This window comes from Kribbella jiaozuonensis, assembly GCF_005233875.1.
Lineage (GTDB): Bacteria > Actinomycetota > Actinomycetes > Propionibacteriales > Kribbellaceae > Kribbella > Kribbella jiaozuonensis.
Genome location: NZ_SZPZ01000001.1, coordinates 2,041,630 through 2,065,878, shown reverse-complemented (window position 1 = coordinate 2,065,878; position 24,249 = coordinate 2,041,630). Strand labels below are relative to the sequence as shown.

At 67.9% G+C, this 24,249-nt stretch carries 28 protein-coding genes; 16 read left to right on the top strand and 12 right to left on the bottom strand.

Annotated elements, in window-relative coordinates; translation table 11 throughout:
- The first annotated feature begins 48 nt into the window (after window positions 1-48).
- The 4 genes from FDA38_RS09985 (at window position 49) to FDA38_RS09970 (ending at window position 3,968) form a co-directional block, all read left to right on the top strand.
- Entirely contained in the window at window positions 49-360 is a 312-nt protein-coding gene (locus FDA38_RS09985; RefSeq protein WP_233714619.1) for a septal ring lytic transglycosylase RlpA family protein, read from the top strand.
- Window positions 361-373: 13 nt separating this feature from the next.
- Window positions 374-976, top strand: coding sequence for a cell wall protein (locus tag FDA38_RS09980; protein WP_137253727.1), 603 nt, complete (start codon window positions 374-376; stop codon window positions 974-976).
- Between the two features lies 1 nt (window position 977).
- Window positions 978-1,796, top strand: coding sequence for a MauE/DoxX family redox-associated membrane protein (locus FDA38_RS09975; protein ID WP_137253726.1), 819 nt, complete (start codon window positions 978-980; stop codon window positions 1,794-1,796).
- Window positions 1,797-1,928: 132 nt separating this feature from the next.
- Entirely contained in the window at window positions 1,929-3,968 is a 2,040-nt protein-coding gene (locus FDA38_RS09970; RefSeq protein WP_137253725.1) for a PQQ-dependent sugar dehydrogenase, read from the top strand.
- Here the strand turns inward: FDA38_RS09970 and FDA38_RS09965 are convergent.
- The 4 genes from FDA38_RS09965 to FDA38_RS09950 form a co-directional block, all read right to left on the bottom strand.
- Window positions 3,965-4,585: a TetR/AcrR family transcriptional regulator gene (locus FDA38_RS09965; protein ID WP_137253724.1), complete on the bottom strand. Its 621-nt coding sequence runs from the start codon at window positions 4,583-4,585 to the stop codon at window positions 3,965-3,967. The two genes, FDA38_RS09970 and FDA38_RS09965, sit on opposite strands and share 4 nt — an antisense overlap.
- Window positions 4,582-5,592 carry an NAD-dependent epimerase/dehydratase family protein gene (locus FDA38_RS09960; protein WP_137253723.1) on the bottom strand — a complete coding sequence of 337 codons (1,011 nt, stop codon included), beginning with the start codon at window positions 5,590-5,592 and terminating at the stop codon, window positions 4,582-4,584. The genes FDA38_RS09965 and FDA38_RS09960 overlap by 4 nt, the downstream gene beginning before the upstream one ends.
- 76 nt (window positions 5,593-5,668) lie before the next feature.
- Complete coding sequence (locus FDA38_RS09955) at window positions 5,669-6,526, bottom strand: haloalkane dehalogenase (protein ID WP_137253722.1); 858 nt, start codon at window positions 6,524-6,526, stop codon at window positions 5,669-5,671.
- A 9-nt stretch (window positions 6,527-6,535) separates the two neighbouring features.
- Entirely contained in the window at window positions 6,536-6,973 is a 438-nt protein-coding gene (locus FDA38_RS09950) for a MarR family winged helix-turn-helix transcriptional regulator (protein WP_137253721.1), read from the bottom strand.
- A 114-nt stretch (window positions 6,974-7,087) separates the two neighbouring features.
- On the opposite strand from FDA38_RS09950, the gene FDA38_RS09945 reads away from it, so the two are divergent.
- On the top strand, window positions 7,088-7,435 hold the full coding sequence (locus tag FDA38_RS09945; RefSeq protein ID WP_170989652.1) for a helix-turn-helix domain-containing protein: 348 nt from the start codon (window positions 7,088-7,090) through the stop codon (window positions 7,433-7,435).
- The gene (locus FDA38_RS09940; protein ID WP_137253719.1) at window positions 7,432-8,037 is read left to right on the top strand and encodes a mobile mystery protein B; all 606 of its coding nucleotides are present in this window, start codon (window positions 7,432-7,434) and stop codon (window positions 8,035-8,037) included. Before FDA38_RS09945 ends, FDA38_RS09940 begins: the two co-directional genes overlap by 4 nt.
- Here FDA38_RS09940 and FDA38_RS09935 read toward each other — a convergent pair.
- Complete coding sequence (locus FDA38_RS09935; protein WP_137253718.1) at window positions 8,030-8,542, bottom strand: NUDIX domain-containing protein; 513 nt, start codon at window positions 8,540-8,542, stop codon at window positions 8,030-8,032. The two genes, FDA38_RS09940 and FDA38_RS09935, sit on opposite strands and share 8 nt — an antisense overlap.
- A gap of 42 nt (window positions 8,543-8,584) precedes the next feature.
- Between FDA38_RS09935 and FDA38_RS09930 the strand changes: the two genes are divergently transcribed.
- The gene (locus FDA38_RS09930; protein ID WP_137253717.1) at window positions 8,585-8,980 is read left to right on the top strand and encodes a VOC family protein; all 396 of its coding nucleotides are present in this window, start codon (window positions 8,585-8,587) and stop codon (window positions 8,978-8,980) included.
- On the opposite strand, the gene FDA38_RS09925 is transcribed toward FDA38_RS09930, so the two are convergent.
- Window positions 8,965-9,501 (bottom strand): GNAT family N-acetyltransferase, encoded by a 537-nt coding sequence (locus FDA38_RS09925; RefSeq protein WP_137253716.1) that lies wholly within the window; start codon window positions 9,499-9,501, stop codon window positions 8,965-8,967. The genes FDA38_RS09930 and FDA38_RS09925 overlap by 16 nt on opposite strands.
- An 85-nt stretch (window positions 9,502-9,586) precedes the next feature.
- On the opposite strand from FDA38_RS09925, the gene FDA38_RS09920 reads away from it, so the two are divergent.
- From FDA38_RS09920 to FDA38_RS09910, 3 genes are all read left to right on the top strand, one after another.
- Window positions 9,587-10,687, top strand: coding sequence for an NAD(P)/FAD-dependent oxidoreductase (locus tag FDA38_RS09920; RefSeq protein ID WP_137253715.1), 1,101 nt, complete (start codon window positions 9,587-9,589; stop codon window positions 10,685-10,687).
- Between the two features lie 81 nt (window positions 10,688-10,768).
- Complete coding sequence (locus FDA38_RS09915) at window positions 10,769-11,206, top strand: iron chaperone (RefSeq protein ID WP_137253714.1); 438 nt, start codon at window positions 10,769-10,771, stop codon at window positions 11,204-11,206.
- A gap of 42 nt (window positions 11,207-11,248) precedes the next feature.
- A complete protein-coding gene (locus FDA38_RS09910; protein WP_137253713.1) occupies window positions 11,249-14,380 on the top strand; it encodes a BTAD domain-containing putative transcriptional regulator in 3,132 nt (1,043 codons plus the stop codon).
- Here FDA38_RS09910 and FDA38_RS09905 read toward each other — a convergent pair.
- The gene (locus FDA38_RS09905; protein WP_137253712.1) at window positions 14,364-15,107 is read right to left on the bottom strand and encodes an ABC transporter permease; all 744 of its coding nucleotides are present in this window, start codon (window positions 15,105-15,107) and stop codon (window positions 14,364-14,366) included. The genes FDA38_RS09910 and FDA38_RS09905 overlap by 17 nt on opposite strands.
- On the bottom strand, window positions 15,104-16,048 hold the full coding sequence (locus FDA38_RS09900) for an ATP-binding cassette domain-containing protein (protein ID WP_137253711.1): 945 nt from the start codon (window positions 16,046-16,048) through the stop codon (window positions 15,104-15,106). Before FDA38_RS09900 ends, FDA38_RS09905 begins: the two co-directional genes overlap by 4 nt.
- A 145-nt stretch (window positions 16,049-16,193) precedes the next feature.
- Between FDA38_RS09900 and FDA38_RS09895 the strand changes: the two genes are divergently transcribed.
- Window positions 16,194-16,868, top strand: a complete 675-nt coding sequence (locus tag FDA38_RS09895) for a DUF4097 family beta strand repeat-containing protein (protein ID WP_137253710.1) — start codon at window positions 16,194-16,196, stop codon at window positions 16,866-16,868.
- Between the two features lie 101 nt (window positions 16,869-16,969).
- Window positions 16,970-17,614, top strand: a complete 645-nt coding sequence (locus FDA38_RS09890; protein WP_137253709.1) for a dihydrofolate reductase family protein — start codon at window positions 16,970-16,972, stop codon at window positions 17,612-17,614.
- On the opposite strand, the gene FDA38_RS09885 is transcribed toward FDA38_RS09890, so the two are convergent.
- Window positions 17,598-18,953, bottom strand: a complete 1,356-nt coding sequence (locus FDA38_RS09885; protein WP_137253708.1) for a serine hydrolase domain-containing protein — start codon at window positions 18,951-18,953, stop codon at window positions 17,598-17,600. The two genes, FDA38_RS09890 and FDA38_RS09885, sit on opposite strands and share 17 nt — an antisense overlap.
- 32 nt (window positions 18,954-18,985) lie before the next feature.
- Here FDA38_RS09885 and FDA38_RS09880 point away from each other — a divergent pair, with 32 nt between their 5' ends.
- Together FDA38_RS09880 and FDA38_RS09875 are read left to right on the top strand one after the other, a co-directional pair.
- Window positions 18,986-20,392 (top strand): serine hydrolase domain-containing protein, encoded by a 1,407-nt coding sequence (locus FDA38_RS09880; protein WP_170989651.1) that lies wholly within the window; start codon window positions 18,986-18,988, stop codon window positions 20,390-20,392.
- Window positions 20,393-20,444: 52 nt separating this feature from the next.
- Window positions 20,445-20,966, top strand: a complete 522-nt coding sequence (locus FDA38_RS09875; protein ID WP_137253707.1) for a macro domain-containing protein — start codon at window positions 20,445-20,447, stop codon at window positions 20,964-20,966.
- A 94-nt stretch (window positions 20,967-21,060) separates the two neighbouring features.
- Here the strand turns inward: FDA38_RS09875 and FDA38_RS09870 are convergent, their stop codons facing one another.
- Entirely contained in the window at window positions 21,061-21,873 is an 813-nt protein-coding gene (locus FDA38_RS09870; RefSeq protein ID WP_137253706.1) for a MerR family transcriptional regulator, read from the bottom strand.
- Between the two features lie 79 nt (window positions 21,874-21,952).
- Between FDA38_RS09870 and FDA38_RS09865 the strand changes: the two genes are divergently transcribed.
- A complete protein-coding gene (locus tag FDA38_RS09865) occupies window positions 21,953-22,321 on the top strand; it encodes a nuclear transport factor 2 family protein (RefSeq protein ID WP_137253705.1) in 369 nt (122 codons plus the stop codon).
- Here the strand turns inward: FDA38_RS09865 and FDA38_RS09860 are convergent.
- A complete protein-coding gene (locus tag FDA38_RS09860; RefSeq protein WP_233714618.1) occupies window positions 22,308-22,919 on the bottom strand; it encodes a hypothetical protein in 612 nt (203 codons plus the stop codon). The two genes, FDA38_RS09865 and FDA38_RS09860, sit on opposite strands and share 14 nt — an antisense overlap.
- A gap of 192 nt (window positions 22,920-23,111) precedes the next feature.
- On the opposite strand from FDA38_RS09860, the gene FDA38_RS09855 reads away from it, so the two are divergent.
- Window positions 23,112-23,651 carry an ATP-binding protein gene (locus FDA38_RS09855; RefSeq protein ID WP_137253703.1) on the top strand — a complete coding sequence of 180 codons (540 nt, stop codon included), beginning with the start codon at window positions 23,112-23,114 and terminating at the stop codon, window positions 23,649-23,651.
- A gap of 3 nt (window positions 23,652-23,654) precedes the next feature.
- Here FDA38_RS09855 and FDA38_RS09850 read toward each other — a convergent pair whose 3' ends face one another.
- Window positions 23,655-24,143, bottom strand: coding sequence for a DUF1269 domain-containing protein (locus FDA38_RS09850; protein WP_137253702.1), 489 nt, complete (start codon window positions 24,141-24,143; stop codon window positions 23,655-23,657).
- Between the last annotated feature and the right edge of the window lie 106 nt (window positions 24,144-24,249).

The window sequence follows — 24,249 nt, the reverse complement described above, 5'->3', positions numbered from 1 at the left end:
TGTGGAAGCGCCGGGCACGGCGCCTGCGGCACCTGTAACTCGGGAAACATGCAGCACGCGTGGCCGAACACCTCGGACTCGTGCTTCGCCATCACCCATCCGGACAGCTGCGGGATCACCGGGATGTCCCGGCGCACCTGCGGCTTCCAGCACGCCACGACCAGTCTGTGCACCGGTAAGCGGATCGTCACGTCGATCGCCGACTGCGGTCCGCAGACCGACCTGTTCTGCGGTGAACGTACCTGCTGCGGCGGGAACTGCGCCTCGAACCGGGTCATCGACTTCACGCCGGCCGCGTTCAGCGCGCTCGGCCTCAGCCTGAACAGCGGCCTGTCCCCCGTGACGATCAACGCGGCCTGAGAGGAGAACCGAGATGACAACCACGATGGATCGCCGCTCGCTGCTCAGCCGCGCCGCTCTCGGTGCGACCGGACTGGTCGCTGCCACCGCGATGGGATCGCTCGCGCCGGAGACGGCGTTCGCGTCGTCCCGGCAGTTCGCGGACGCGGGTCAGCCGGACCCGAACTTCGCCGAAGGCCTGATCATGGGCCGCAACCAGGATCTCCTGCAGGTACAGGGATCCGACGGCCGGTTGCACCGGATCCAGCTGACCGGCGTGACGAGCGTCTGGAAGCTCCGCCCGACCACGATCGACCAGGCCAAGATCGGCGACGGCCTGTACGCGCGCGGCGTACTGCTGCCGGACGGCGTGCTGGCCGCCGAGGCCGTCTGGGTCAACATCGTCAACCTGACCGTCGGGATCACGTCGATCAGCCGCTCCGGCGTGCAGTTCGACCACCACGGCCAGAAGGTCGTCGGACACGTCCAGTCCGGTACGACGGCAGCCGTGTACAACGGCACGCCGGCGGTATCGGACCTGTCGATGCTCAAGGTCGGCCGGCATGCCCAGGTGATCGGCGCCTGGCGACCGGGTACCAACGAGATCGACATCGCGACGATCTACACGTCGAACTGAGATGGGCACCGGTTTCGCGGCTGCTCAGCCGCTGCTGATCGGATTGCTCCTGCTCTGGTCGTCGTACGGCAAGTTCGCCGAGCCGCAGCAGGCGGACCGCACCGCACTTCCCCGACTGGTCGGCGAATCACGTGCTAAGCCCGCCTATCAAGCGGTTGCCGCGGTCGAAGCCATCATCGCGCTAGCCCTTCTTCTACCGCCGGTCTGGGCAATCGAGGCAGTTGCCGCGGTCGCGCTGTCGATCGGCTTCACCGGCTTCCTCATCTACTCCAAGGTCGTCGTGCCTGAGGCCTCCTGTGGATGTGCCGGAAAGTCGGCGAAACCCGTCGGCCGGCGTGCCATCGCCCGCGCTTTGTTGCTACTGGCAACTGCTGCGCTGGCGACAACGGCAACAACCGGTTGGTGGTCGGCGGGTCCGGCCGTGCTGGTTCTGGTCGTAGAGGCAGCTGTGTTCGTCATGCTGTCCGCCGAGCTCGACCGCTACTGGTTGCTCCCCATCCGCCGATTCCGGATCAGGCTCAGCCATCCGTATGCCGGTACGGCATCCAGCACCGCCCCACTCGTCGCCACGCAACGACGGGTGCTGCTCAGCCCGGCGTACCGCGCGGTCGACGGATACCTGCGCTCCGACATCCACGACTACTGGGACGACGACGACTGGCGCTACCTCAGCTACATCGCCAGGTACGACGGCCGCCGCGCGACCGCCGTCTTCGCCGTACCGCATCATGACTCCACACCGGAGTCCGTCCGGGTCGCCGTGGTCGACGAGACCTCGGGTCTGACCCTCTACCGCCCGACGGTGCTCGCCACCGTCTGACCGTTTGAAGCGATGCCCCCGCGGACCTGGCCGCGGGGGCATCGTGCTGTTGACAGAACCCATAATCGTTAGGAAGCTTTCCTAATAGTTAGTCCCCTGCAGCTCCTCCGCCCCGGAAATCCAGGAGACCTCATGAGACCCCGCTCGATCTGGGCTGTCACCGCGCTGGCCGTCGCCACGCTCGGGCTCAGCGCTCCCCCGGCTGCAACCGCGGCCGCCACCGACTACCAGGCCGAGGACGCGACCATCTCGCAAGGTGTGGTCGAGTCCAACCACGCCGGCTACACCGGCAGCGGCTTCGTCAACTACGACAATCTCGTCGGCAGCTATGTCGAGTGGACAGTGTCGGCACCGGCCGGGCCGGCCGACGTGACACTGCGATACGCGAACGGTACGGCGGCCACCCGGCCGATGGACTTCACCGTCAACGGTCAGCCCGGCGCGGTCGGCATCACGTTCCCCGGAACGGGTGCGTGGACGACCTGGCAGACCAAGACCGTCCGTCTCCAGCTCACCGCCGGGACCAACAAGATCCGCGCTCGCGCGACCAGCGCCGACGGCGGGCCGAACGCCGACAAGCTGACCGTCACACCGACCACCGACGACAGCACACCGCCGTCGGCGCCCGGCAACCTCACCGTCAGCGACATCAAGTCCAACGCCGCGACCTTCCACTGGACCGCCGCGACCGACAACGTCGGCGTCGTTCGGTACGAGATCAACCGCGGCGGCAACGTCCTGAAGGTTGTCGATGGCAACACTCTCGCCGCGACCGTCGACACGTTGACGGCGAACACGTCGTACGACATCTCGGTCGGCGCGTTCGATGCTGCGGGCAACGCTTCGCAGCAGAGCAATGTGGTCACGTTCACCACGCCGGGCAGTGGGGACACGCAGCCGCCGTCGGTGCCCGGGAACCTGCATTCGACCGGCGTCACCGCGAACAGCGTGTCGCTGGCGTGGAACGCGTCGACCGACAACAGCGGCAGCATCGCGGGGTACGACGTGTATCAAGCCTCGACGAAGGTCGCGACGACCGGCTCGCTCACCACGACGGTCACCGGGTTGACGGCGAACACGGAGTACACGTTCACCGTCAAGGCGCGTGACCCTGACGGCAATGCTTCCGCGGCGAGCAATGCCGTCACGGTTCGTACGTCGACCGGCGGCGCCGGCGGGATTCCGGCGTACGACAAGGACATCGCGAAGGTCGATCTCGGCTGGAGTGTGGCGTTCCTGCCGGACGGGTCGGCGCTGGTGACCGAGCGGGACCGGTTCGAAGTACTGCGGGTGACGGCGTCGGGTCAGAAGACGACGCTCGGGAAGGTGCCGGGCGTGGTGACGACCAGCGGTGAAGGCGGTCTGCTCGGCTTGGCGTTGTCGCCGAACTTCGCGACCGACCACTGGGTGTACTTCTACCACACGGCTTCCGGCGACAACCGGATCGTGCGGATGAAGTACGAGGACGGCAAGCTCGCCACGACGTCGTCGCCGGTGCTCACGGGTCTCGCCAAGAACCGGTACCACAACGGCGGGCGGATCGCGTTCGGTCCGGACGGCAAGTTGTACGCGACCGTCGGCGATGCGAAGAACTCGGGTAACGCGCAGAACAAGAACTCGCTCAACGGCAAGATCCTGCGGATGAACCCGGACGGTACGCCGCCGAGCGACAACCCGTTCTACAGCAGCGGCGGCAACGCGCGGTACGTCTGGAGTTGGGGTCATCGCAACCCGCAGGGCCTCGCGTGGGACTCGCGCGGTCAGCTGTGGGCCGCTGAGTTCGGCGAGAACAGTCAGGACGAGCTCAACCTGATCCAGAAGGGCGGGAACTACGGCTGGCCGTCGTGCGAGGGCACGATCGGCGACTGCGGCGGGTACATCGCGCCGAAGCGGACCTGGTCGACCTCGCAGGCCGGGCCGAGTGGCATCGAGATCGTCAACGACTGGATCTACATCGCCGGCGTCACCGGCGAGCAGCTCTGGGTCACGAAGATCAATGCCGCCGGCAACGGTGTGGATACGCCGCAGGCCGTGTTCTCGGGTCGCTGGGGACGGCTGCGCAGTGTCACGCGGACGCCGGACGGCGGGCTGTGGCTGACGTCGACGAACGACGACAAGAACGGTGGTACTCCGAGCACGATCGACAATGTGATCGTGCGGCTGAAGTTCTAGCCTTTGCCGCTTCGCAGGATCGCGTCGAGGGCTTCGGCCGGAGGCGGGCCTACCGGGAGCTGTGGGCCGTTGGTTGGCTTGAGTGCGTCGAGCATGAGAGCCATGTAGCGGCGCCACAGCTCGGGGTCGATGGTCCGGCTCATCGCGAAGGCGGGGCCGAGCATGGCGAAGATCGCGGCGACGTCCTGCGGGGCGGCGTCGGCTCGGATCGCGCCGGCGCGTTGGGCTTTCGTGAAGAGTTCGGTGACCGAGGCAACGATGCGTGGCCAGATCCGGGCCTGCTCGTCGTAATCGCCCTGTCCGGTGAGGGTTTCGTACAGACCGCGGTCGGCGGCCTGGCGGGCGGCGGTGCGTTCGAAGAACTGCACGAGTCCGTCCCACGGGTCGTCGATGCTCAGTGCATCCTCGGCGTCGACGACGATCTGCTCGGTGGCCTCTCGCAGTACCTCGGCGGCGATCGCGTGCTTGTTCGGGAAGTGCCGGTACGCCGTACCCGTGCCGAGGCCGGCGTGCCGCGCGATGTCGTCCAGGGTCGCGCCGAACCCGTGCTCGGCGAACACCTCGCGCGCGGACGTCACCAGCCGCTGCCGATTGCGCACCGAGTCTTTGCGGGTCATGCAGCTACGCCGTGGTCGATCAGGCTCTGCGCGCACTGCACGACTGTCTCGGCCGCTGGTCTCGGCTTCCAGCTGAGCAGGCGATCCGCCTTCGCGGTGGTGTGGCGGTTGCGCCGGCCGAGCGAGATCGTCAGCGCTCGCAACGATGGGTCGGTCAGCGACGCCAACCGTACGACGAAGTTCGGTAGCTCGCGGGTCGGCACTGACTTGGCCTGTACGCCGAGACCGGCCTTGAGCGCGGCGGCGATCTCCCGCATCCAGACGAATTCGCCGGTGCCCAGGAAGCGTTCGCCGGCCGCCTCGGGTGAGAGCATCGCGCGGATGTGCAGGTCGACCAGGTCACGTACGTCGACGACCTCCAGCCCGATCTTCGGCGTACCGGGCATCTTGCCGGACAGCATCCGCTGGATGATCCGCGTCGTACCGACGTTGTCCGCGCTGAGGATCGGGCCGAGGACCGCGCCGGGCAGGATCGTGGTCAGCTCGGTCGGGCCGTCGTACGACGCCATGAAGTCCCAGACTGCCTTCTCTGCAAGGGTTTTCGAGCGTCTGTAGGCGGGCAGCTTGGGGTCGTCGACAGTCCACAAGGTCTCGTCGGTGATGCCGTTCTCAGCGTACGACGCGGGGCTGGCTGCGTTGGCGGCGGACGTCATCACGACTCGCTTGACGCCGGCTCCCGTCGCGGCCTTGAGTACGCGCAGGGCGCCGTCGCGGGCCGGGATGATCAGGGCGTTGGGGTCCTTCGAGGTTTCGTCGCCGAGTGGGGACGCGACGTGCAAGACGTAGTCGACGTCTGCCATTGCCGCATCCCACCCGCCGTCGTTCATCAGATCCGCTGTCGCGAACGTGAGCCGGTCTCCGGGGTCGCCGACCGCTGCGCGCACCGCGTCGGCCTTCGTGAGGCTGCGGATCGTCGTGCGGACGGCGTATCCGCGCTCGAGCAGCGCGACGATCGCCCAGCCGCCGACGTACCCGGTCCCGCCTGTCACCAGCACCGTCTCAGCCATCTGCTCCACCTCGCCGCTTAACGGAGATCTGCTCTCCGGTTATCAGCGTAGCACGAAGCGGAGAGATGCTCTCCGGTTAGCGCAGACTCCGCTTGTCGATCCAGGTCGAGATCTCGGTGCCGATCTCCTTCGGGCGATCCTCGGCGGCGTGATGGCCGGCCTCGCCGACATGCACGACGTCGAGCGCGGCGATGTTGGCCTCGCACCAGTTCTTGTAGTCCTCGTTGATCAGCAGCGTCGGCGAGCCTTCGAAGGTGAGCAGCAGCTTCGGTACGTCGGCGCTCGCCGCCAGCCACGCGTCGTACGCGTCGATCCTTGCGACCAGCTCGGCCGGATCGCCGCCGAGCGGGATCTGACGGGCCCAGGCGAGGATCGGCTTGCGGGACTCGGGGGTCGGGTACGGCGCGAGGTAGGTCTGCAGGTCCTCGTCCGGGACGGGGGTGAGCACGCCGCCGGTGAAGGCCTGGCGGACGAAGAGGTTCTTCTCGAGGACGAGGTCCTCGCCGGGGCCCGTCGTACGGATCAGGCGGGAGCGTTCCGCGGCCTGCGGCGAGAGGTCCTCCCACGCCATCGGCTTCACGATGCTCTCGAAGAACGCGATGCCCTTCGCCCGCTCTGGATGACGCGCGGCCCAGTCGAACGCGAGCGCACCACCCCAGTCGTGGCCGACCAGGATCACGTCGTCGAGCTCGAGCGCGTCGAACCAGGCGTCGAGGTAGCGGGCGTGGTCGGCGAACTTGTAGTCCAGCTCGGGCTTCCCGGAGCGGCCCATCCCGATCAGGTCGGGCGCGAGGCGGCGGCCTTCGCCGACGAGCGGGGTGATGTTGCGCCAGACGTACGACGAGGCGGGATTGCCGTGCAGGAAGACGATCGGCGTACCGCTGCCGGTGTCTTCGTAGTGGATGGTCGAGTCGAGCAGTTCGATATCAGGCATGACCGTTCCTCACAGTGGAGTGTCGAGTAGTTCGGTGAGATCGCGCACGAAGCCCTTCGTCCGCGCGCCGCGGCGGCCACCGAGCGGCGCCAGCAGTTTGTCCAGCAGAGCGGCAACTTCCGCGATGGCGGGCTCGATGGCCTCGCGCCCCTTGGCGGTCAGCTCGAGCCGCATCGTGCGCGTGTCAACGGCATCCCGGGTCCGCTGCATCAGCCCGTCGGCGTCAAGACTCCGAGCCAACTTCGAGACGTACAACGCCTCCAGCCCCGTGTGATCAGCCAACTCCCGCTGACTAGGGACCCGCCCGTCCCGCTCCAGCCCGTACAACGACGCGAGCATCACGTACTGCGCATGCGTCAACCCCCGATGAGCCAACGCCCGATCCACCGCCACCCGCCACTTCATAGACAACCGCCACACGAGATGCCCCGGAGTCGCTTCACTCATGACAGATACAGTACATGGCTACTAAGTACATGGCTACTATTTTTCTGGACGGAGCTGTAGATGGACGTGATGGGATACGCTGTGACAGTACCGTCACATCGAAGGGCTCTCACCATGGCGATCGGACAGATGGATGACCTCGGTGCAGCCGTTCGTGCCGAGCGCCGGCGACTCGGGCTGTCGCAGGCCAAGCTGGCAGCGCAGGCCGGGGTCTCCCGTGAGTGGCTCGGCCGGCTCGAGCACGGCGCCCGCCGGCTGGAGGCGGACAAGGTCCTGAGCGTGTTGCAGGTGCTGGATTTCAGCCTGCTGGCGAAGGACGAGCAGCCCACCCAGGCGGATATCTCGCAGGCACAGAAGATCGCCTGGACAATGGCCCTCGAGGCGCAGCCGCTCACCGATGACGGCTTCCAGAAGATACTCCGCAAGATCGTCGCGCATCGAGTCGCTCGCTCCGCCGCGTGACGGGACTCGGCGGATCACAAGACGGCCAGACACCGGTTGATGCCGATGATGCGCAGTACCTGAACGACGACTACGCCTGGATTCGATCCCGGGACGAGTTGAACGACGCCGAGGCGTCGAACATCGCCGATGGACTCCTCTGGCTCGGCGACCAGGTGCTCGAGCCCGGTGACCTGCTGCACCAGTCCTTCCTCCGGGAGCTGCATCGCCGGATGTTCGGCGAGGTGTGGACCTGGGCAGGCAAACTGCGGCAGCGCGACACCACGATCGGGGTACTGCCGTCGCGAATCCAGGAAGAGCTGCAGGTGCTGCTGGGCGACGCGGCGTTCTGGATCGAGCAGGAGACGTTCGGCTCCTCGGAGATCTGCGTTCGGTTCCACCATCGGCTCGTCTTCGTTCATCCGTTCGTGAACGGCAACGGCCGGCACGCACGCCTCGCCGCCGGTGCGCTCGCAGACTCCCTCGGGCTAGGAGCAGACCATCTCACCTGGGGCAGACGTTCCGGAGTACCTGCCAGTGAAGCTCGCCGCTACTACCTTGACGCTCTGCGCGCCGCGGACACCGGTGACTACGCCGCCTTGCTCGCCAACGCCATCAGCTGACGACGCGGCCGAAGTCGGAGTAGGTGGGGATGCCTGTGGTGAGGGCTTGTTGGGCGAGGGTTAGGCGGCGGGTCATGGAGGGGCGGAGGTGGGGGGTGGCGGCTTCGAGGGTTAGGTAGTGGTGGGCTCTTGCCTCGGAGGGGTCGAGGGTGAGGGGGGTGTTGTCGAGGATGCCGCCGTCGAAGATGAAGGCGAGGGCGTCGGACCAGGGGCCTAGGGCGGGGACCCAGTCGACGACGAGGAGGGGGCCGATTTCGAGGTCCAGGCCGATTTCTTCTTTGACCTCGCGGCTGCAGGCCTCGTACGGCGATTCGTCGTACTCGACGATGCCGCCGGGGATGTCGAGGGTGGGTTTGTAGGTCGGCTCGAGGAAGAGGATGCGGCCGGAGCGGTCGCGGATGAGTGCGCCGCCGGCTGCTGTCTTGCGCGGCAGGCGGGCGGCGATGCCGGGGTTGAACTCCTTCTCCGGCTCCCCCTCGGCGGCGAGATCGTTCTGTCGGTTCACGGGTCTAGTGTCAGGCAGACCACGACGGAGGAAGGTACTGCGATGCTGCGAGGGCGTTCGGACAAGGGCCACTGGTTCGGGACGGTGATCGACGCGCCGGATCCGCAGGCGCTCGGCATGTTCTATCACGCGGTGCTCGGCTGGGAGATCCACAAGGACGAGCCCGACGAGTTCGCACTCGCGGTCCCCGGCAACTCCGAGACGTACCTCGCGTTCCAGTCGCAGACCTCCGCCCCCTGGGCCCGCCCGGTCTGGCCGGCCACCGAGGGCGAGCAGCAGATGATGATGCACCTGGATATCGAGGTCGGCGATCTCGATGTCGCGGTCAAGCACGCCGTCGAGCTGGGCGCCACCCTCGCCGAGTTCCAACCCCAGGACGACGTCCGAGTCCTCCTCGACCCAGCCGGCCATCCCTTCTGCCTCTACGCCAACGGCTGATCCAGGGAACGGGTCATCCAGACCGACGCACCCCGTTCCGGATCCCCGTCGACCCGGCCGCTGCGCTCGAAACCGACCTTCTCGAGCACGCGGAACGACGCCGCGTTCCACTCCCGCACGCCCGCCCACAACCGCCGCCGGCCAGTACGCCGAGCCGCCTCGACCACGGCCCGCGCCGCCTCGGTCGCGTACCCGTGCCCGCGAGCCCGCGCCGCCAACTCGTACGCGATCTCAGGCTCCTCGAACGTCGCATTCCCGACGGTGAGTCCGCAGTACCCGATGAACTCCCCCGTCGCCCGCAGCTCGATCGCCAGCAACCCGAGCCCGGGCGCCGCGCCGAGTGGATTCTCGACCAACCATCCGCGCATCTCCTCGAGCGTCGGCCGCCCGTCGGCGTCGATCCGGTGCACCGCACGGTGGTCTCGCTCGGCCCACAGCCCGCGATGGTCCGCGGCATCGGACGGCCGCCAGCGCCGCAGGTGCAGTCGCTCGGTGGTCAGCTCCGCGGGGAAGTCCAGCATGAGATCAACCGTATGAGTGTGGTGGGCGTCACGTCACATGCGGGGTGGTGGGCGGTGTCTGGTGTTCGTCGAAAGGAGTGCGGACATGCACATCGTCGTACTGGGAGCCGGGTACTCCGGTCTCGTCGCGGCCAAGCTGGCGGCCCGTCGGACGGGCTCGGCCGTCACGCTCGTCAACGCTCGGGAGACCTTCGTCGAGCGGGTTCGGATGCACCAGCTCGCGTCGGGGCAGCAGCTGCCGGAGCGGCCGATCAAGGACCTGCTCGAGGGGACCGGGGTCGAGTTCGTGGCCGGTCGCGTGCAGCGGATCGATGCCGCGAACCGGAGCGTCGTACTGAGTGATCGCGAGCTGCGGTACGACGTGCTGATCTACGCGCTCGGCAGCCGCGCCGACCTGAACTCGGTGCCTGGGGCAAGCGAATACGCGTACACCGTGGCCGATGTGGACCAGGCGGGCCAGCTCCGCGACCGCCTGCGGACCAGCGGCACGATCGCTGTCGTCGGCGGCGGACTGACCGGGATCGAGGCCGCGACCGAGCTCGCCGAGACGTACCCGGATCGCGTCGTACGGCTCGTCACCAGCGGTCGACTCGGCTCGGCCCTCTCGGAGCGCGGGCGCAAGCACCTGCACCGCGCGTTCGACCGGCTCGGCATCGAGCTCGTCGAGAACGTCCGCGTCGCCGCCGTGGACACCGACGGGCTGAAGCTGGACGACGGGGATCGCGTGGCGGCCGACGTCGTGGTGTGGACGACCGGCTTCGAGGTGTCGCCGCTGGCCGCCGAGGCTGGGTTCGCGGTCGACGAACACGGACGGATGCAGGTCGACGCGACGCTGCGTTCCACCTCCCACCCGGACGTGTACGCGGTCGGGGATGCGGCAGCGGTACGCCGTACCAGCGGTCAGGAGCTGCGGATGGCCTGCGCGACCGGTCTGCCGGCGGCGGCCCACGCCGTACGCTCGCTCAAGGCTCGTCTGGAGGGGCAGGAGCCCAAGCCGCTGCGGTTCCGCTACATCAACCAGTGCATCAGCCTCGGGCGCAACGACGCGCTGATCCAGTTCGTCCACGCGGACGACTCGCCGCGCAAGACCGTCCTCACCGGGCGCGCCGCCGCCCGCTACAAGGAGACGATCGTACGCAGCGCGTACCTTGCCCAGCGCCACCCGGGTCTGACCGCCTTGACCTGATCGATCAGTTTTCAAGAAGCGCCCGGCGTACGGCGGCTTCTAGTGTTTGGAGTGTTCAGACCGACCCGAGAGGACACTCCGATGGCCGCAACGAAGAAGACCACCGCCAAGACCAAGTCGTACGAGGGCTTCAGCGAGGCCGAGCGCGACGCCATGAAGGAGCGGGCCAAGGAGCTCAAGGGCAAGGAAGACCCGACCGAGGCGCAGCTGGCGAAGATTGCGGGCATGGCCGACGGTGACCGGGAGATGGCTCAGCGGCTGCACGACCTGATCGCGGCCGAGGTGCCGGAGCTGTCGCCGAAGCTCTGGTACGGCATGCCCGGCTGGACGCTCGGCGGGAAGAACGTCTGCTTCTTCCAGGACGCCGCCAAGTTCAAGGCCCGCTACGCCACCTTCGGCTTCAGCGACGAGGCCAAGATCGACGACGGCGACCTCTGGCCCACGTCGTACGCCGTCATGAAGCTGACACCGGCCATCGAGAAGAAGCTCATCGCCCTGGTCAAGAAGGCCGTCCGCTAGCGGGGAAGTTGCCGGCCGACGGCGCGTGGCACAATCTCGCAGGTGCAGATTGGGTTGTTGGGGCCGTTTGAGGTGCGTACGGGCGATGGTGGCGTCGCCGACGTGCCGGGGGCGCGGTTGCGGGGGTTGTTGATTGCGCTGGCCCTTGACCCGGGGCGGGTGGTGCAGAAGGCGACGCTGGTTGACTGGATCTGGGGGGAGCAGCCGCCGGCCGACGCGGCGAATGCTTTGCAGCGGTTGGTTTCCCGGCTGCGGAAGGTGCTTCCGGAAGGTTCGGTTGAGGGGCACACGGACGGCTATCGGCTGCAGGTGGATCCGGACGCGGTCGACGCCGTGCGGTTCGAGCGGCTCGTCGCGCGGGCTCGGACCGATCAGGATCCGCAGGGGGTCCGGCTGCTGCGTGAGGCGCTCGAGCTGTGGCGTGGTCCCGCGATGCAGGATGTCGGTCTCACCGAGAGCGGCGCGTTCGACGCGGCAGTGACCCGGCTCGACGGGCTGCGCCTGACCGCGATGGAGGATCGGTACGACGCTGAGATCACGCTCGGCCACGGCGCCGAAATGGTCACCGAGCTGACCGATCTCGTCGCCGCGAACCCGGTCCGCGAACGCCTGGTCGCCGCCTTGATGCGAGCCCTCGTCGCCTCCGGTCGCGACACCGAAGCGCTCCGCGTGTACGAGCGCACCAGAGAGACCCTCGCCGACGAGCTCGGCGTCGACCCGTCACCGGAGCTGTCCGCCCTCCACGTCGCCCTCCTCCGCGGCGAGCTGGTACGACGAGACGAGAAGCGCAACACCAACCTCCGCGAAGAGCTCACGACGTACGTCGGTAAGGACGCCGATGTCGCCGCCGTCCGCGACCTCATCGCCGAGCACCGCCTCACCACGCTGATCGGACCAGGCGGCTCGGGGAAGACCAGGCTGTCCGCCGAGACCGCGCGTACCCTGCTCGGCGACCTTCCCGACGGAGCCTGGATGGTCGAACTCGCGGCCATCGGCCCCGATGGCGACGTAGCCCAAGCGACCCTGTCCGCGCTCGCGCTCCGGGACGCACTGCTGGGCGACGTACCGGAGGCGGACCCGACGGACCGTGTCATCGCCGCCGTCCGCGAGCGGGCGATGCTGCTGATCCTGGACAACTGCGAGCACGTGATCGAGTCGGCGGCCGCGTTCGCTCACCGAGTGCTTGGCGAATGCCCGCGGCTGCGGATCCTCGCGACGAGCCGCGAGCCGCTCGGCATCACCGGCGAGGCCCTCTGGCCGGTTGCACCGCTCGCCGTCCCCGCTGACGGCAGCGAGATCGACACCTCGCCGGCGGTTCGCCTGCTGCAGGACCGCGCCGGTGCAGTACGTGCAGATCTCACAGCGGACGCGCAGACCCTGGCGACGATGGCCCGTATTTGCAGGGCATTGGACGGTATGCCGCTCGCCATCGAGCTCGCCGCGGCCCGCCTGCGCACGATGTCGTTGGAACAGCTCGCCAACCGCCTCGACGACCGCTTCCGCTTGCTGACCGGCGGCAGCCGTACGGCGCTCCCCCGCCACCGCACGCTGCGCGCGGTGATCGACTGGAGCTGGGAGCTGCTGTCCGACGCCGAGCGATCGGTACTGCGCAGACTCTCGGTCTTCGCCGGCGGCGCCAGCCTGGAGGCGGCCGAGCAGGTCTGCGCCGGCGGCGAGGTCGAGTCGTGGGAGGTGCTCGACCTGCTGACCGCGTTGACCGAGAAGTCGCTCGTGGTCACGAAGAACGAGGGCGCTCCGCGGTACCGGATGCTCGGCACGATCAAGGAGTACGCCCAGCAGCGTCTCGACGAAGCGGGTGAGTCGGATCTGACCCGGCGTACCCACCTCGCGTACTTCACCGAGCTCGCCGAGACCGCGGACCCGCATCTGCGCCGCGCCGAACAGCTCGAATGGCTGGCCACTCTCGAACCGGAGCACGACAACATCGCCGCGGCGATGCGGGGCGCGCTCGCGGCTCAGGAGGCCGACGGAGCGATGCGGCTGGGCGCGGCGGCCGGCTGGTACTGGTGGTTCGCCGGTCACAAGGTCGAGGGCAACGAGTACCTGATGGCGGCCCCCGGCGTACCAGGTGAAGTGGACGACGAGATCCTGGCCGTGGTCTACGCCTTCGTCACGAACCTGCTGACATCAGGGCGAGGACGCGACCAGTACAACGCAGAGGAATGGATCCGCAAGGCTGCCGACGTCAGCCGCCGGGTCCGGAACCCGCACCCGGCCGTGAAGCTGTCGACCGCCCTGGAACGACTGCTGGATGGACCGAGCGCGTTCGTCTCGGCGTTCGAATCGCTGCTTGCCGACGACGATCCGTGGGTACGGGCGCTGGCTCGCCTGCAGACCGGCAAGATGCGGATCATGCTCGGCGACGGCGACCCTGAAGCGGACGCCCTGCTCGAGGCCGGGCTGGCCGAGTTCCGCGCGATCGGCGAGCGGTGGGGTATGTCGTTCGCGCTGACCGAGCTGGCCGACCGGGTCGCTGTCCGCGGCAATTTCGCGGCCGCGTGCGAGTACTGCGAACAGGCGATCGCGGTCGCCACCGAGGTCGGCGCCACGGAGGACGTCGTACGGACGCGGTCGCGGCAGGCGCAGCTCTATTGGCTGGCAGGTGATCTGGAGTCGAGCGCGACCGCGATGGCCGAGGCACAACGGGCGGCCGAACGGGTCGCCTGGCCGGAGGCGCTGGTCGAGCTGGCGCTGTCGAAGGCGGAGCTCGCGCGCTGGAGCGGAGATGCCGATGAGGCGAGACGGCAACTAGCCGTGGCGACGACGATGCTGGGGCACGAGGCCGAGCGCGCCAGTCTGCGGACGATCCGGCACGACGTGCTCGGATACCTGGCCGAGGATCTCGACGAGTCCTGGGAGCACCGCACCGCCGCGGTCCAGGCGGCGACCGAGACCGGCCACATCCCCAGCATCGCGCAGGTACTCGTCGGGATCGCCGATCTGGCGTTGCGCACCGGTCAGGACGAGCAGGCTGCCCGGCTCCTCGCGGCGAGCGCCGTCGTCGGTGGTCTGCCGGATCTGTCGAACCCCGACCTGACCCGGATCGAGCAGGAAACGCGCAGTCGCCTCGGTGACACGAGGTTCACCGAGGCGACTGAAGAGGGACGGCAGGCGGACTGGTCCGAGCTGGTCCGGGTCACGCTCGCTTCTTGAACGTCGAGGTCGCCCAGATGTAGCCGACGACCGCGATCCCGACCAGCCAGGCGAGCGCGGCGAGCAGGTCGCCGGTCGCCGCCGAGCCGTTCAGCAGCCCGCGCAGGGACTCGATGATCGGCGTGAACGGCTGGTACTGCGCGAACTGCTTCACGCCCGGGCCCATCTTGTCGGCCGGCACGATCGCGCTGCTGAAGAACGGCAGCATGATCAGCGGAACCGAGGCCAGCCCCGCGGTCTCAGGAGTCTTCGCGAACAGACCGAGCGCGACGGTCAACCAGCCGGTCGCGAGACCGAGCAGTACGACGATGCCGATCACGCCGAGCCACTGGACGAAGCTCGCCGACGGGTTGAACCCGAGCGCGAAGGCCACGCCGATGATCGCCGCGATCGCGACCAGGTTGGTCATCAGGCTGGCGATCACGTGACCGGTCAGCACCGCGCCACGCGGTACGTCCATCACCTTGAACCGGTTGATGATGCCCTTGGTCATGTCCGAGTTCACCGACGTGGCCACTGATCCCAGTCCGTAGCAGACGGCCAGCAGGAGCATGCCGGGCGTCGCGTAATCGACGTACGGAACACCGACGCTGAAGGCGTCGCCGAGCATGTAGACGAACATCAGCATGACCACGACCGGCATCAGTACTGCGTTGAAAACCGAGGTCGGGTTGCGGGCGATGTGCTTGAAGTTGCGGCGCAGCATCACCACTGAGGGGTTCTTCATTTCGCGACTACCTCCGCGGTGTCGTGGCCGGTCAGGGCCAGGAAAACGTCATCGAGATCAGGGGTGTGGACGGAGAATTCCTCGGCGTCGAGCGAGTGCTCGTCGAGGCGATCGAGCAGCGCGCGGACCGACTTGGTGCCGCCGTCGCTCGGGACCCGCAGGGTCAGTGCGTCGTCGTCGCGGGTCGATTCCGGCAGGATTCCGGCGGCGACGTCGAGGTCGTCGATGGTGGCGAACCGGAACCGCACATGCGTGCCGGGGATCTGCCGCTTGAGCTCCTCGGGGGTGCCCTCGGCAACCAACTTGCCCTGGTTGAGTACGGCGATCCGGTCGGCCAGCTCGTCGGCCTCGTCCAGGTACTGCGTGGTGAGGAAGATCGTCACGCCGTCGGCCAGCAGTTCGCGGATGATCGTCCACATCGTCCGCCGGCTGCGCGGGTCGAGGCCCGTCGTCGGCTCGTCGAGGAAGATGATCCGCGGGCTGCCGACCAGCGTCATGGCCAGGTCGAGCTTGCGGCGCATGCCGCCGGAGTACGTCGCCGCGGACTTGTCGGCCGACTCCACCAGGTCGAAGCGCTCCAGCAGACTGTCGACGATCCGCTTGTCGACCTTCGTCGATCCGCGGGTGAGGTCGACCATCAGCTGGAGGTTCTCCCGGCCGGTCAGCAGCTCGTCCACGGCCGCGAACTGGCCGGTGACGCCGATCGCCGAACGGACCGCCTTGGCCTCGGTGGCGACGTCGTGCCCGGCCACCCGGACCGTGCCGCTGTCAGCCTTGATCAACGTGGTCAGCACGTTGACCGTGGTCGTCTTGCCGGCCCCGTTGGGGCCGAGCAGCGAGAAGACGGTGCCCGCGGGGATCTCGAAGTCGATGCCGTCGAGCACGGTCTTGTCGCCGAAGGTCTTGCGCAGTCCTGAGACCGCGATCGCCGAAGTTGTCATGGGATTACCTTCGGCAGCCGCCCTGACACGCACCTGACACGCCGCCTACACCGTGTCAGGCCCGGTGTCTCCCGCTCATGGCGGCGCGGTGTCAGCGGTCCTCACGAGAGTTGTCGTCAACACCGACTCGTTAAGGACAGACACCATGCCGATCTTCGCCACTCCCGCACCGATCTCCGCCGACGTCGACATCATCTTCGGCAACGTCACCGTCCACGCCGGTGACCGGACCGACACCGTCGTCGAGGTCCGCCCGGTCGACCCGGCCTGGGACCTCGACGTACAGGCCGCCGAGCAGGTCGTGATCGAGTTCACCGACGGGAAACTGCAGGTCAGGCACCCGAAGCTGCGGACGCTGTTCTCCAAGAAGTACGGCGAGGTGACCGTCCTGATCGAGCTCCCGACCGGGTCCGACGTCCAGGGCTACACCGCCAAGGGCAACTACGTCGTCGACGGCGAGGTCGGCGCCTGCCAGCTGAAGACCGCGAACGGCGACATCCAGGTCAGCACGGTTGCGGGCGACCTGCGCGCCAAGTCGGCCACCGGCAACATCAGCGTCGACATGGCGCGGGCAGCGGTCAACGCCCGTACGGCGAGCGGCGACATCCGGGTCGGCCAGCTGGGCACCGGAGCGGCCGATTTGTACACGGCTACCGGCTCGCTCGCGATCGGCGTACCGGCCGGCGTCGCCGCCCAGCTGGACGCCCACACCTCGATCGGCCGCGTCTTCAACGAACTCGACGCCGACGAGCCGACCGACCGCACCATCAACGTCCGAGCCCGCACCCACGGCGGCAACATCACCATCCGCCGCGCCTGACCGGCACGAGATATCAGGGGCGTGTCAAGGTCTGTCGGTCGGCTCCGACTGGGGGGTGAGAGGCCGGACCGCGGCTTCTCACCTAACTGAGGAGCAATCTCATGTCACAGGTCAGGGTTCACAACTTCTCGATCTCACTCGACGGGTTCGGCACCGGTGAGGGTCAGGCGCTCGAGACGCCGTTCGGGCACGCCGGGGAGCGGCTGCACGAATGGTTGATCGGCACGCAGTTCTTCCACGCGGGAGACCAGCTGGCCGGCGGGACGCTCGGCGCCGACAACGCGTTCGCGGCGCAGCACAACCCCGGTATCGGCGCCGAGATCATGGGCGCCGGCAAGTTCGGCCCGCCCGGCTGGCAGGACGACCCGGACTGGAAGGGCTGGTGGGGCCCGAATCCGCCGTACCACACGCCGACGTTCGTGTTGACCCACCGCCCCCGCCCGTCGATCGAGATGGAAGGCGGCACCACGTTCCATTTCCTCGACGCCACCCCGACCGAGACCCTCGCGCAGGTGCGCGAAGTCATCGGCGACGCCGACATCCGCATCGGCGGCGGCGCCACGGTGGTCCGCGACTTCCTTGCCGAGGGCCTCGTCGACTACATGCATGTCGCGGTGGTCCCGATCGTCCTCGGCCGCGGCGTACGCCTCTGGGACGGCCTGGAGTCCCTCGAAGACACCTACAACATCGAGCCGGTCACCACCTCCTCAGGCACCACCCACCTAACCTTCACCAAGAAGCGCTGAGTCTGCTGATGATGTCGGTGGCCTCGTCGTTCGTGGGGTCGAGGGTAAGGGCGCGTTGGGCGGCCGTCCGGGCTAGGTCGGGGTCGCCGTCCACCTCGTGGGCCCAGGCGGTCATCGTCCAGGCGGCGGAGGAGTCCGGGCGCAGGTCGGTCCACAGGCGGAGCAGGGGCCAGACGAGGTCTGTGCGGTGTAGCTCGATCGCGCCCCACACGGCGTCGTCGAACCCGTCGTCCTCGGGTTGCTCGATGGCGGTCAGCCGGTCGTACGTCGCTTTCGCCGCATCCGGCCCTTCGGATGCGAGCGTCTCGGCGACGGGGCCGGCGATCGGGCGTTGCGACGTACGCAGCTCCGTCACGCCCTCCCCCGGCTCGCCGACGAGGGCGATGTCGAGCGCCGCCTTCGCGATGGACGAGGCGGGGACGGTGTTGGAGTTGGCCAGCACGACGACGCCGGTACGTCGGTCCGGCACCAGCACGATCCTTGCCCCGAAGCCGGGATCGAGTCCGCTGTGGCTCAGGGTCCTGTGCCCGCGATAGGTCCCGAGCGCCCAGCCGAGGCCCATCGCCTCCTCCCACGGCGGACGACCGACTTGCACCACGGGCTGCGACATCAGCTCGAGTTCTGGTGCGTTCGTGATCCAGCGGGAGAGCTCGACCAGGTTGGAATGCAGGGTCGAGCTGGGGGCGTGCCGCCTGGTGTACGGATACGCGTCGCCGGGCACCATCAGCGGCATCCCCACGTGGGGTGACGCGGCCAGCTCCGCGGGTACGTCGGCGCGGAGGAAGGTGCTGTTGCGCATCCCGGCCGGCGCGAGGACTTCCCGCCGTACGGCATCCTCGAACGTCGTGCCCGTGGCCCTCGACAGCGCCAACCCGAGAAGCTCGTAGCCGGCGTTGGAGTAGGAGAACGCCGAATCGTCCCGCAGCCGCCAACCCGACAGACTGCGAGCGAACTCGCTGAGCGCGTCGTCGCCGAGCTGCGGATCGTGCCAGCCGTACTCCGACACGTCGGGCAGACCGCTCGTGTGGCTCAGCAGGCGCCGCGCCGTCACCTCCCCGGCCCGGCCGTCGGCCAGCGTTAACTCGGGCACCCATTCGGTGATCGGCGCGTCCAGGTCGAGCTTGTGGACGACCGCCGTCGCGACGAACGGCTTCGACACGGAGGCCAGGTGGAACATCGTCTCCGGCGTGACTGGCGTACCGCGGCCAACGTCCCGAACACCGAACCCACGCGAGACAACCTCGCCGTCCCGCACGACCGCAACAGCCAGGCCGGCCACGTCATGCGACGCGACGAAGCCCTCCACCAGCGGCCAAAGCCCGTCCTCGAAACTCCCCATCGAACGACCGTACGCCTTGTTAATCTGCCCAGATGGTTTCCCAGCGCTTCCTGCTGCCGCGGTCGACGCCGGCCGCCGCGGGCATGTCGTCCAGTTCGATCCTCGCGCTGCTGGACGAGCTCGAAGCGCGGTCGATCGAATGCCACTCGATCATGGTCGTACGCCGCGGTCACGTCGTCGCGGAAGGCTGGTGGACGCCGTACTCCGCTGAGCGCCCGCATCTGCTGTATTCGCTGACCAAGTCGTTCACGTCGATCGCCGTTGGTCTGGTGATCGCCGACGGGCTGCTGTCGCTGGACGACCGGGTGATCGACGTACTGCCCGACCACGTTCCGGACGACATTTCGGAGCAGGGCCGCCGCATCACCGTTCACCACCTGCTCTCGATGACGGCCGGGCACGGCAAGGACAGCCTCGAGGAAGCGTGGGAGCTGGAGCCGAACGACCTGGTGAAGGGATTCCTGCGCGCACCGTTTGTCGCCGTCGAGGGGACGCAGCACGACTACGACAACGCGACCACGTTCATCCTGGCGCGCATGATCGAACGGGTCACCGGCTGTGGGCTTCCCGAGTTCCTCGACGAGCGCCTCTTCAAGCCGATGGGCATCGACCACGCCGAGTGGGACCGGGTAGCGAGCGGCGCCGCCTTCGGCTTCCACGGTCTTCACCTCACCACCGAGGCCATCGCCGCCTTCGGCGAACTGCTACTCCGGGGAGGCCGTTGGGGCGACCAACAACTCGTCCCGAGCGAATGGGTAGGCCTGGCAACCAAACGCCACATCGATACCCTCCCCCTCCCCAACTGGCTCCCGAACCCCGACTTCGAGTCCGGCTACGGCTACCAGTTCTGGATCTCCCGCCACGGCTACCACGGCCACGGCTCCTTCGGTCAGTACTGCGTAGTCGTCCCGTCCCACGACCTCGTCATCGCCCTCACCGCGTCCGTCGGCCCCACCGACGTTCGCCCCGGCCTCTTCTGGAACCACCTCCTCGACGACGCCCCAGCAACCCCCGAGTACGACGACGTCCTCGCCAACCGCCTCCGCCACCTGTCCTTCCCACCCGTAGCAGGCAAAACCGGCCCCTCCATCAAGGCAACCCTCGCCCCCTCCCCCTCCTCCGCCCTCCCCGCCGGCACCCCCATCACCGTCACTCCCACCCCCGACGGCTGGCTCCTACAACTCGGCACCCTGACGGTCAAAGCCGGCCACAACCACTGGCAAGAATCCGCACCCCTGGGCCGCCCCGTCGTAGCCTCCGCCGCCTGGCAAAACAACACCTTCACCGCCGACCTCTACGTCATCACCACCCCCCACCGAGTACGCCTCACCATCACCACCAACACAGCCACAACAACCTGGAACACAGTCCCCCTCACCGGCCCCGACCTCACCCTCCACCTACAACACCCCCTGATGACCAGACCAGACGTCTCGTAGCCCCTCTCTCGACCTGCCTCCCGCGACGAGGCATGTCGTATCGTCGGACGCGATGTCACCTCGCCTGCTTCTCGTCGACCTCGACGCCGATCTCGTCTCGGCCTGGTGCGAGGTCTTCGCCGAGGAGATTCGTACCGGCGCCGTCGAAGTACGCCAAGGTTCGTTGCTGGACGTGCTGCCACAGGTCGACGCCGTACTGAGGCCCGAGATCCAGCGCTCGGTGTGGGCCGCGATCGCCGACGAATACCGCGGCTACCAATCGGTCGGGTCAGCGAGCATGGTCCCCACAGGAGACGAGCCCTGCTGCTGGCTCGTCTACGCACCTACCATGCGCGTGCCGATGCCTCTGACCGGCGGGCTGGACATCGCCGTACACGACGCCTTCTGGGCCGCATTGTTGGCCGTCGGCAACCATCCCACCATCACGAAGATCGCCTCACCGGGATTCGGCACCGGGTACGGCCGCGTGTCAGCCGGTCGAGCCGCACAACTGATGGCCGCCGCCTACACCATGTGGCAACTGCCGGCCACCACCCGCATCTCCCAGCGCGAGCAACTCCTCCAACACCCATGACCAACGTTCTCGTCGAGTGCCAGGTTTGGGGCAAGGCCGCCCGCAGGTAGGCGACTGAGGCGTACATGCCTGCTATCGGCGTGCTGCCCACCGATCAGCCGGGAGTCAGGCGGAAGATTGGCCAGCCGATTTCGGTGCGCCATTGGGCGGACTCGTTGGTGTCGCGGGGGCCGACCAAGTAGGTTTCGTGGACCGGGCCGGCCACGGTCATGGTGTGGGTGGTTGCCCAGCTGCCCAGGCGGCCGTAGGTGACGTCGATGTCGTCGTGTGGTCCGGCGTGTACGGCGATGGCGAGCTCGACCGCCGGGAGTTCGACAACCTCGATCCGCCCGCTCGTCCGGGGTTCGCGGACGGGATGGAACACGGTCAGCTCGCCCGATCCGTGGGTGAACAGTTCATTCGCGTATCGGCCGGCGGGCGGTCCGGTGCGCTCGTCGGGCGAGAACGCGGCGTCCAGCTCCGCCATGGCAGCTGCGTACCACTGATGGACGCCGTCAAATCCGACCGTGCCGCGGATGGCGGCCACCGTGCGGGCCGGTACGGAGCGCAGGCTCACCGGCAGTTCGTCGTTGTCGGTGCGAAGCAGCGTGCGCAGCGACACGACGGCGGCGCGGGTTCGGTCGAGCGTGTCCTCCAGCCGCCGCAGGTGTGCCGCGACCAGGTCGGCGCGCAGCAGAGGATCGTCCGTGGCAAGGATCTGTTTCACCTCGGCCAGCGGTACGTCGAGCTGCCGCAGCCGATGGATCACCTGTGCGGACGGGATCTGCGCCGCAGCGTAGTACCGGTAGCCGCTCGTGGCGTCGACGGTCGCGGGCACCAGCAGACCGGACTCGTGGTAGCGGCGCAGCGTGCGCACGCTCAGGTGGGTGAGGGTCGCGAACTCTCCGATGGTCAGCCCAGCGTGCATGCCCCCACTGTGCACCCTCCCGCCGGGAGAGAGTCCACGACTTGACCCTCTCCCGGCGAGAGAGCCCAGCTTGGACGGCATGGAACAGTTCGATTGGACCCAAGCGACCAAGATCACGCCGGATGAGCTCCCCGACCTGATCACCACCTACCTGACCGCGCACCAGTCGCGTGACCTCGATACCGCGATCGCGCAGTACACCACCGATGCCGTTGTGATCGACGACGGCCGCGAGTACCACGGACCGGCGGAGATCCGCACCTGGCTGGCCCGTGCAGCCACCGAGTACACCTATACAAGCAAAGTCACCGCTGCCTATCGCTGCGACCAGGACCACTTCGATGTCCTGCATCGCCTGGAGGGCAACTTTCCGGGCGGCGTCGCGGACCTGCACTTCCGCTTCACGCTCCGCGACGGCCTCATCGCGCGGCTGATCATCGAATCCTGATGTACGGCACTGACGCCGGGACCAGCGTCGGCTCGAGACGGACCAGTCCCTCGGGCAAGGCGTCGACCCATTCAGCCAGGTCAGCGGTGACCCGAAACATCGTCGCCGGGATGTACGGCTGAGCTTGGTCGTCCGAGCCGGTGCCGAAGGTCTCCAGGCGCCAGTCTCGCCAACGGGCGTGCAGTACGTCGTACACCTCGTCGATCTGGGCGCGGGTGAACCGGCTGGGCACTACGCACAACTGTCCGGGCAATTTCGGCGACAGTTGCCGGATCACCGCGTCCACGTCGGTGGCAGCGACGACCAGGACCTCCTGATCTGCGGAGGGACGGAAGATCGTGATGTGGATGATCGGTCCGGACGGTCCGCGGTCGTGGACGTCGGCGTCCAGCTCGACCACGCCATGCCGCCAGCCACCGGGCGGCGGCGGGCACGGTGGCTCCCGCCAGACTGCCCGCGTCTCCCGAGGCGGGAGCTCCGCCGACAACTCCTCGACCTCGATGCTCTCGTCGCCCCAGACCCCAACCACCGAGAGGTAGCCCAGCCCGGGGTCCGCGGCCGAGCCGGCGGCGATCGCGTCGGCATCCGCCCCGATCAACCGAACCGACCGATGTGACTTCCAATCCGGTGCTCTCGGGGTCCCGTAATGCACGCGCGCCAAATCCAACCAATCACCATCCGCCCTGGCCACGAACCGCCCCCAGGTCCGCACCCGGTCGCCCACCCCGAACACCAAATCCCTTGCCGCCATAACTACATGCTGCTCCACGTGCTGCTTGGATGGGCGGTGATGACCAGACAACCGACGCTGTTCCTGACCGTGGGACTCCCTTGTACCGGGAAGACCACGGCCGCGCGGCGGATAGAGATCGAGCACGGCGCACTTCGTCTGACCAAGGACGAATGGGTGAAGGCTCTCTACGGGCACGACAACCCGGACTCAGCCCAACGGGTGATCGAAGGACGGCTGATCGAGATCGGGCTGCGCGCTCTTGAGCTCGGCAACAACGTCGTGATCGACTACGGCCTCTGGAGCCGCGACGAGCGCTCCGCTTTACGGCAGGCCGCAGCAGATCTGGGCGCAACGGCAGAGCTGCGGTACTTCGAACTCCCCGCAGCCGAGCAGCGCAAACGTCTCGACCAACGCCAGGCCGAAGCACCACATACGACCTGGCCCATGTCCGACGAGGAACTCGCCGAGTGGGCCGCCAGCATCGAGATCCCGACGCCAGGCGAACTCAACGGCACCGAACCTATCGACGACCCGCCCGCCGGATTCGCGACCTGGAAAGAGTGGCGCAACCATCACTGGCCGCCGGCGGGCGGCTAGGTGCTATTTGCCGCCGAAGGTCTCCAGCAGGATTTCACGTTCGCCTTCGGTCAGGTTCGTGTCGATGAGCTTGCTGTGCATGCCGTGGAAGCGTTCACCGACCCGGTCGAGGTTGCCGTTCTCGGTGACCGCGAAGAGGGCCGAGGTTCCGGGGGTGACCTCGGTACGGATCTTGTGCAGCTGCTCCTTGGTGATCCCGGAGTCCTGTGTGACCTTGCTGATCGCGCCGATCGCGGCCCCGGCCACGCCACCGATCACGGGCACGAAGAAGAGGGCGCCGAGGAGGACTCCCCACAACGCACCCCACCCGGTCCCGCGCCAGGTTTCCTCGTGGCTCTGCTTGGTGGTCGGATGCGAGTCACCCTCGGGCCACGAGACGACCGCGTGGTCGAGGACCTTCACCAGCCCGTCTGCCTCACAGCCCTTCAGGATCGAAGCAGCGCCCTCGGCTCCACCCGGACTGTCGAACTTCCACACCGTAAAGGCGGTCATCGTGCACTCCTTGCCGTCAATCAAACCGAGCACGCTTCCTGCGCTGTACTTGCCGCACCCATCGTCACCCCGGACAAACGCAAGAACGTCACCCCACGGGGATGAA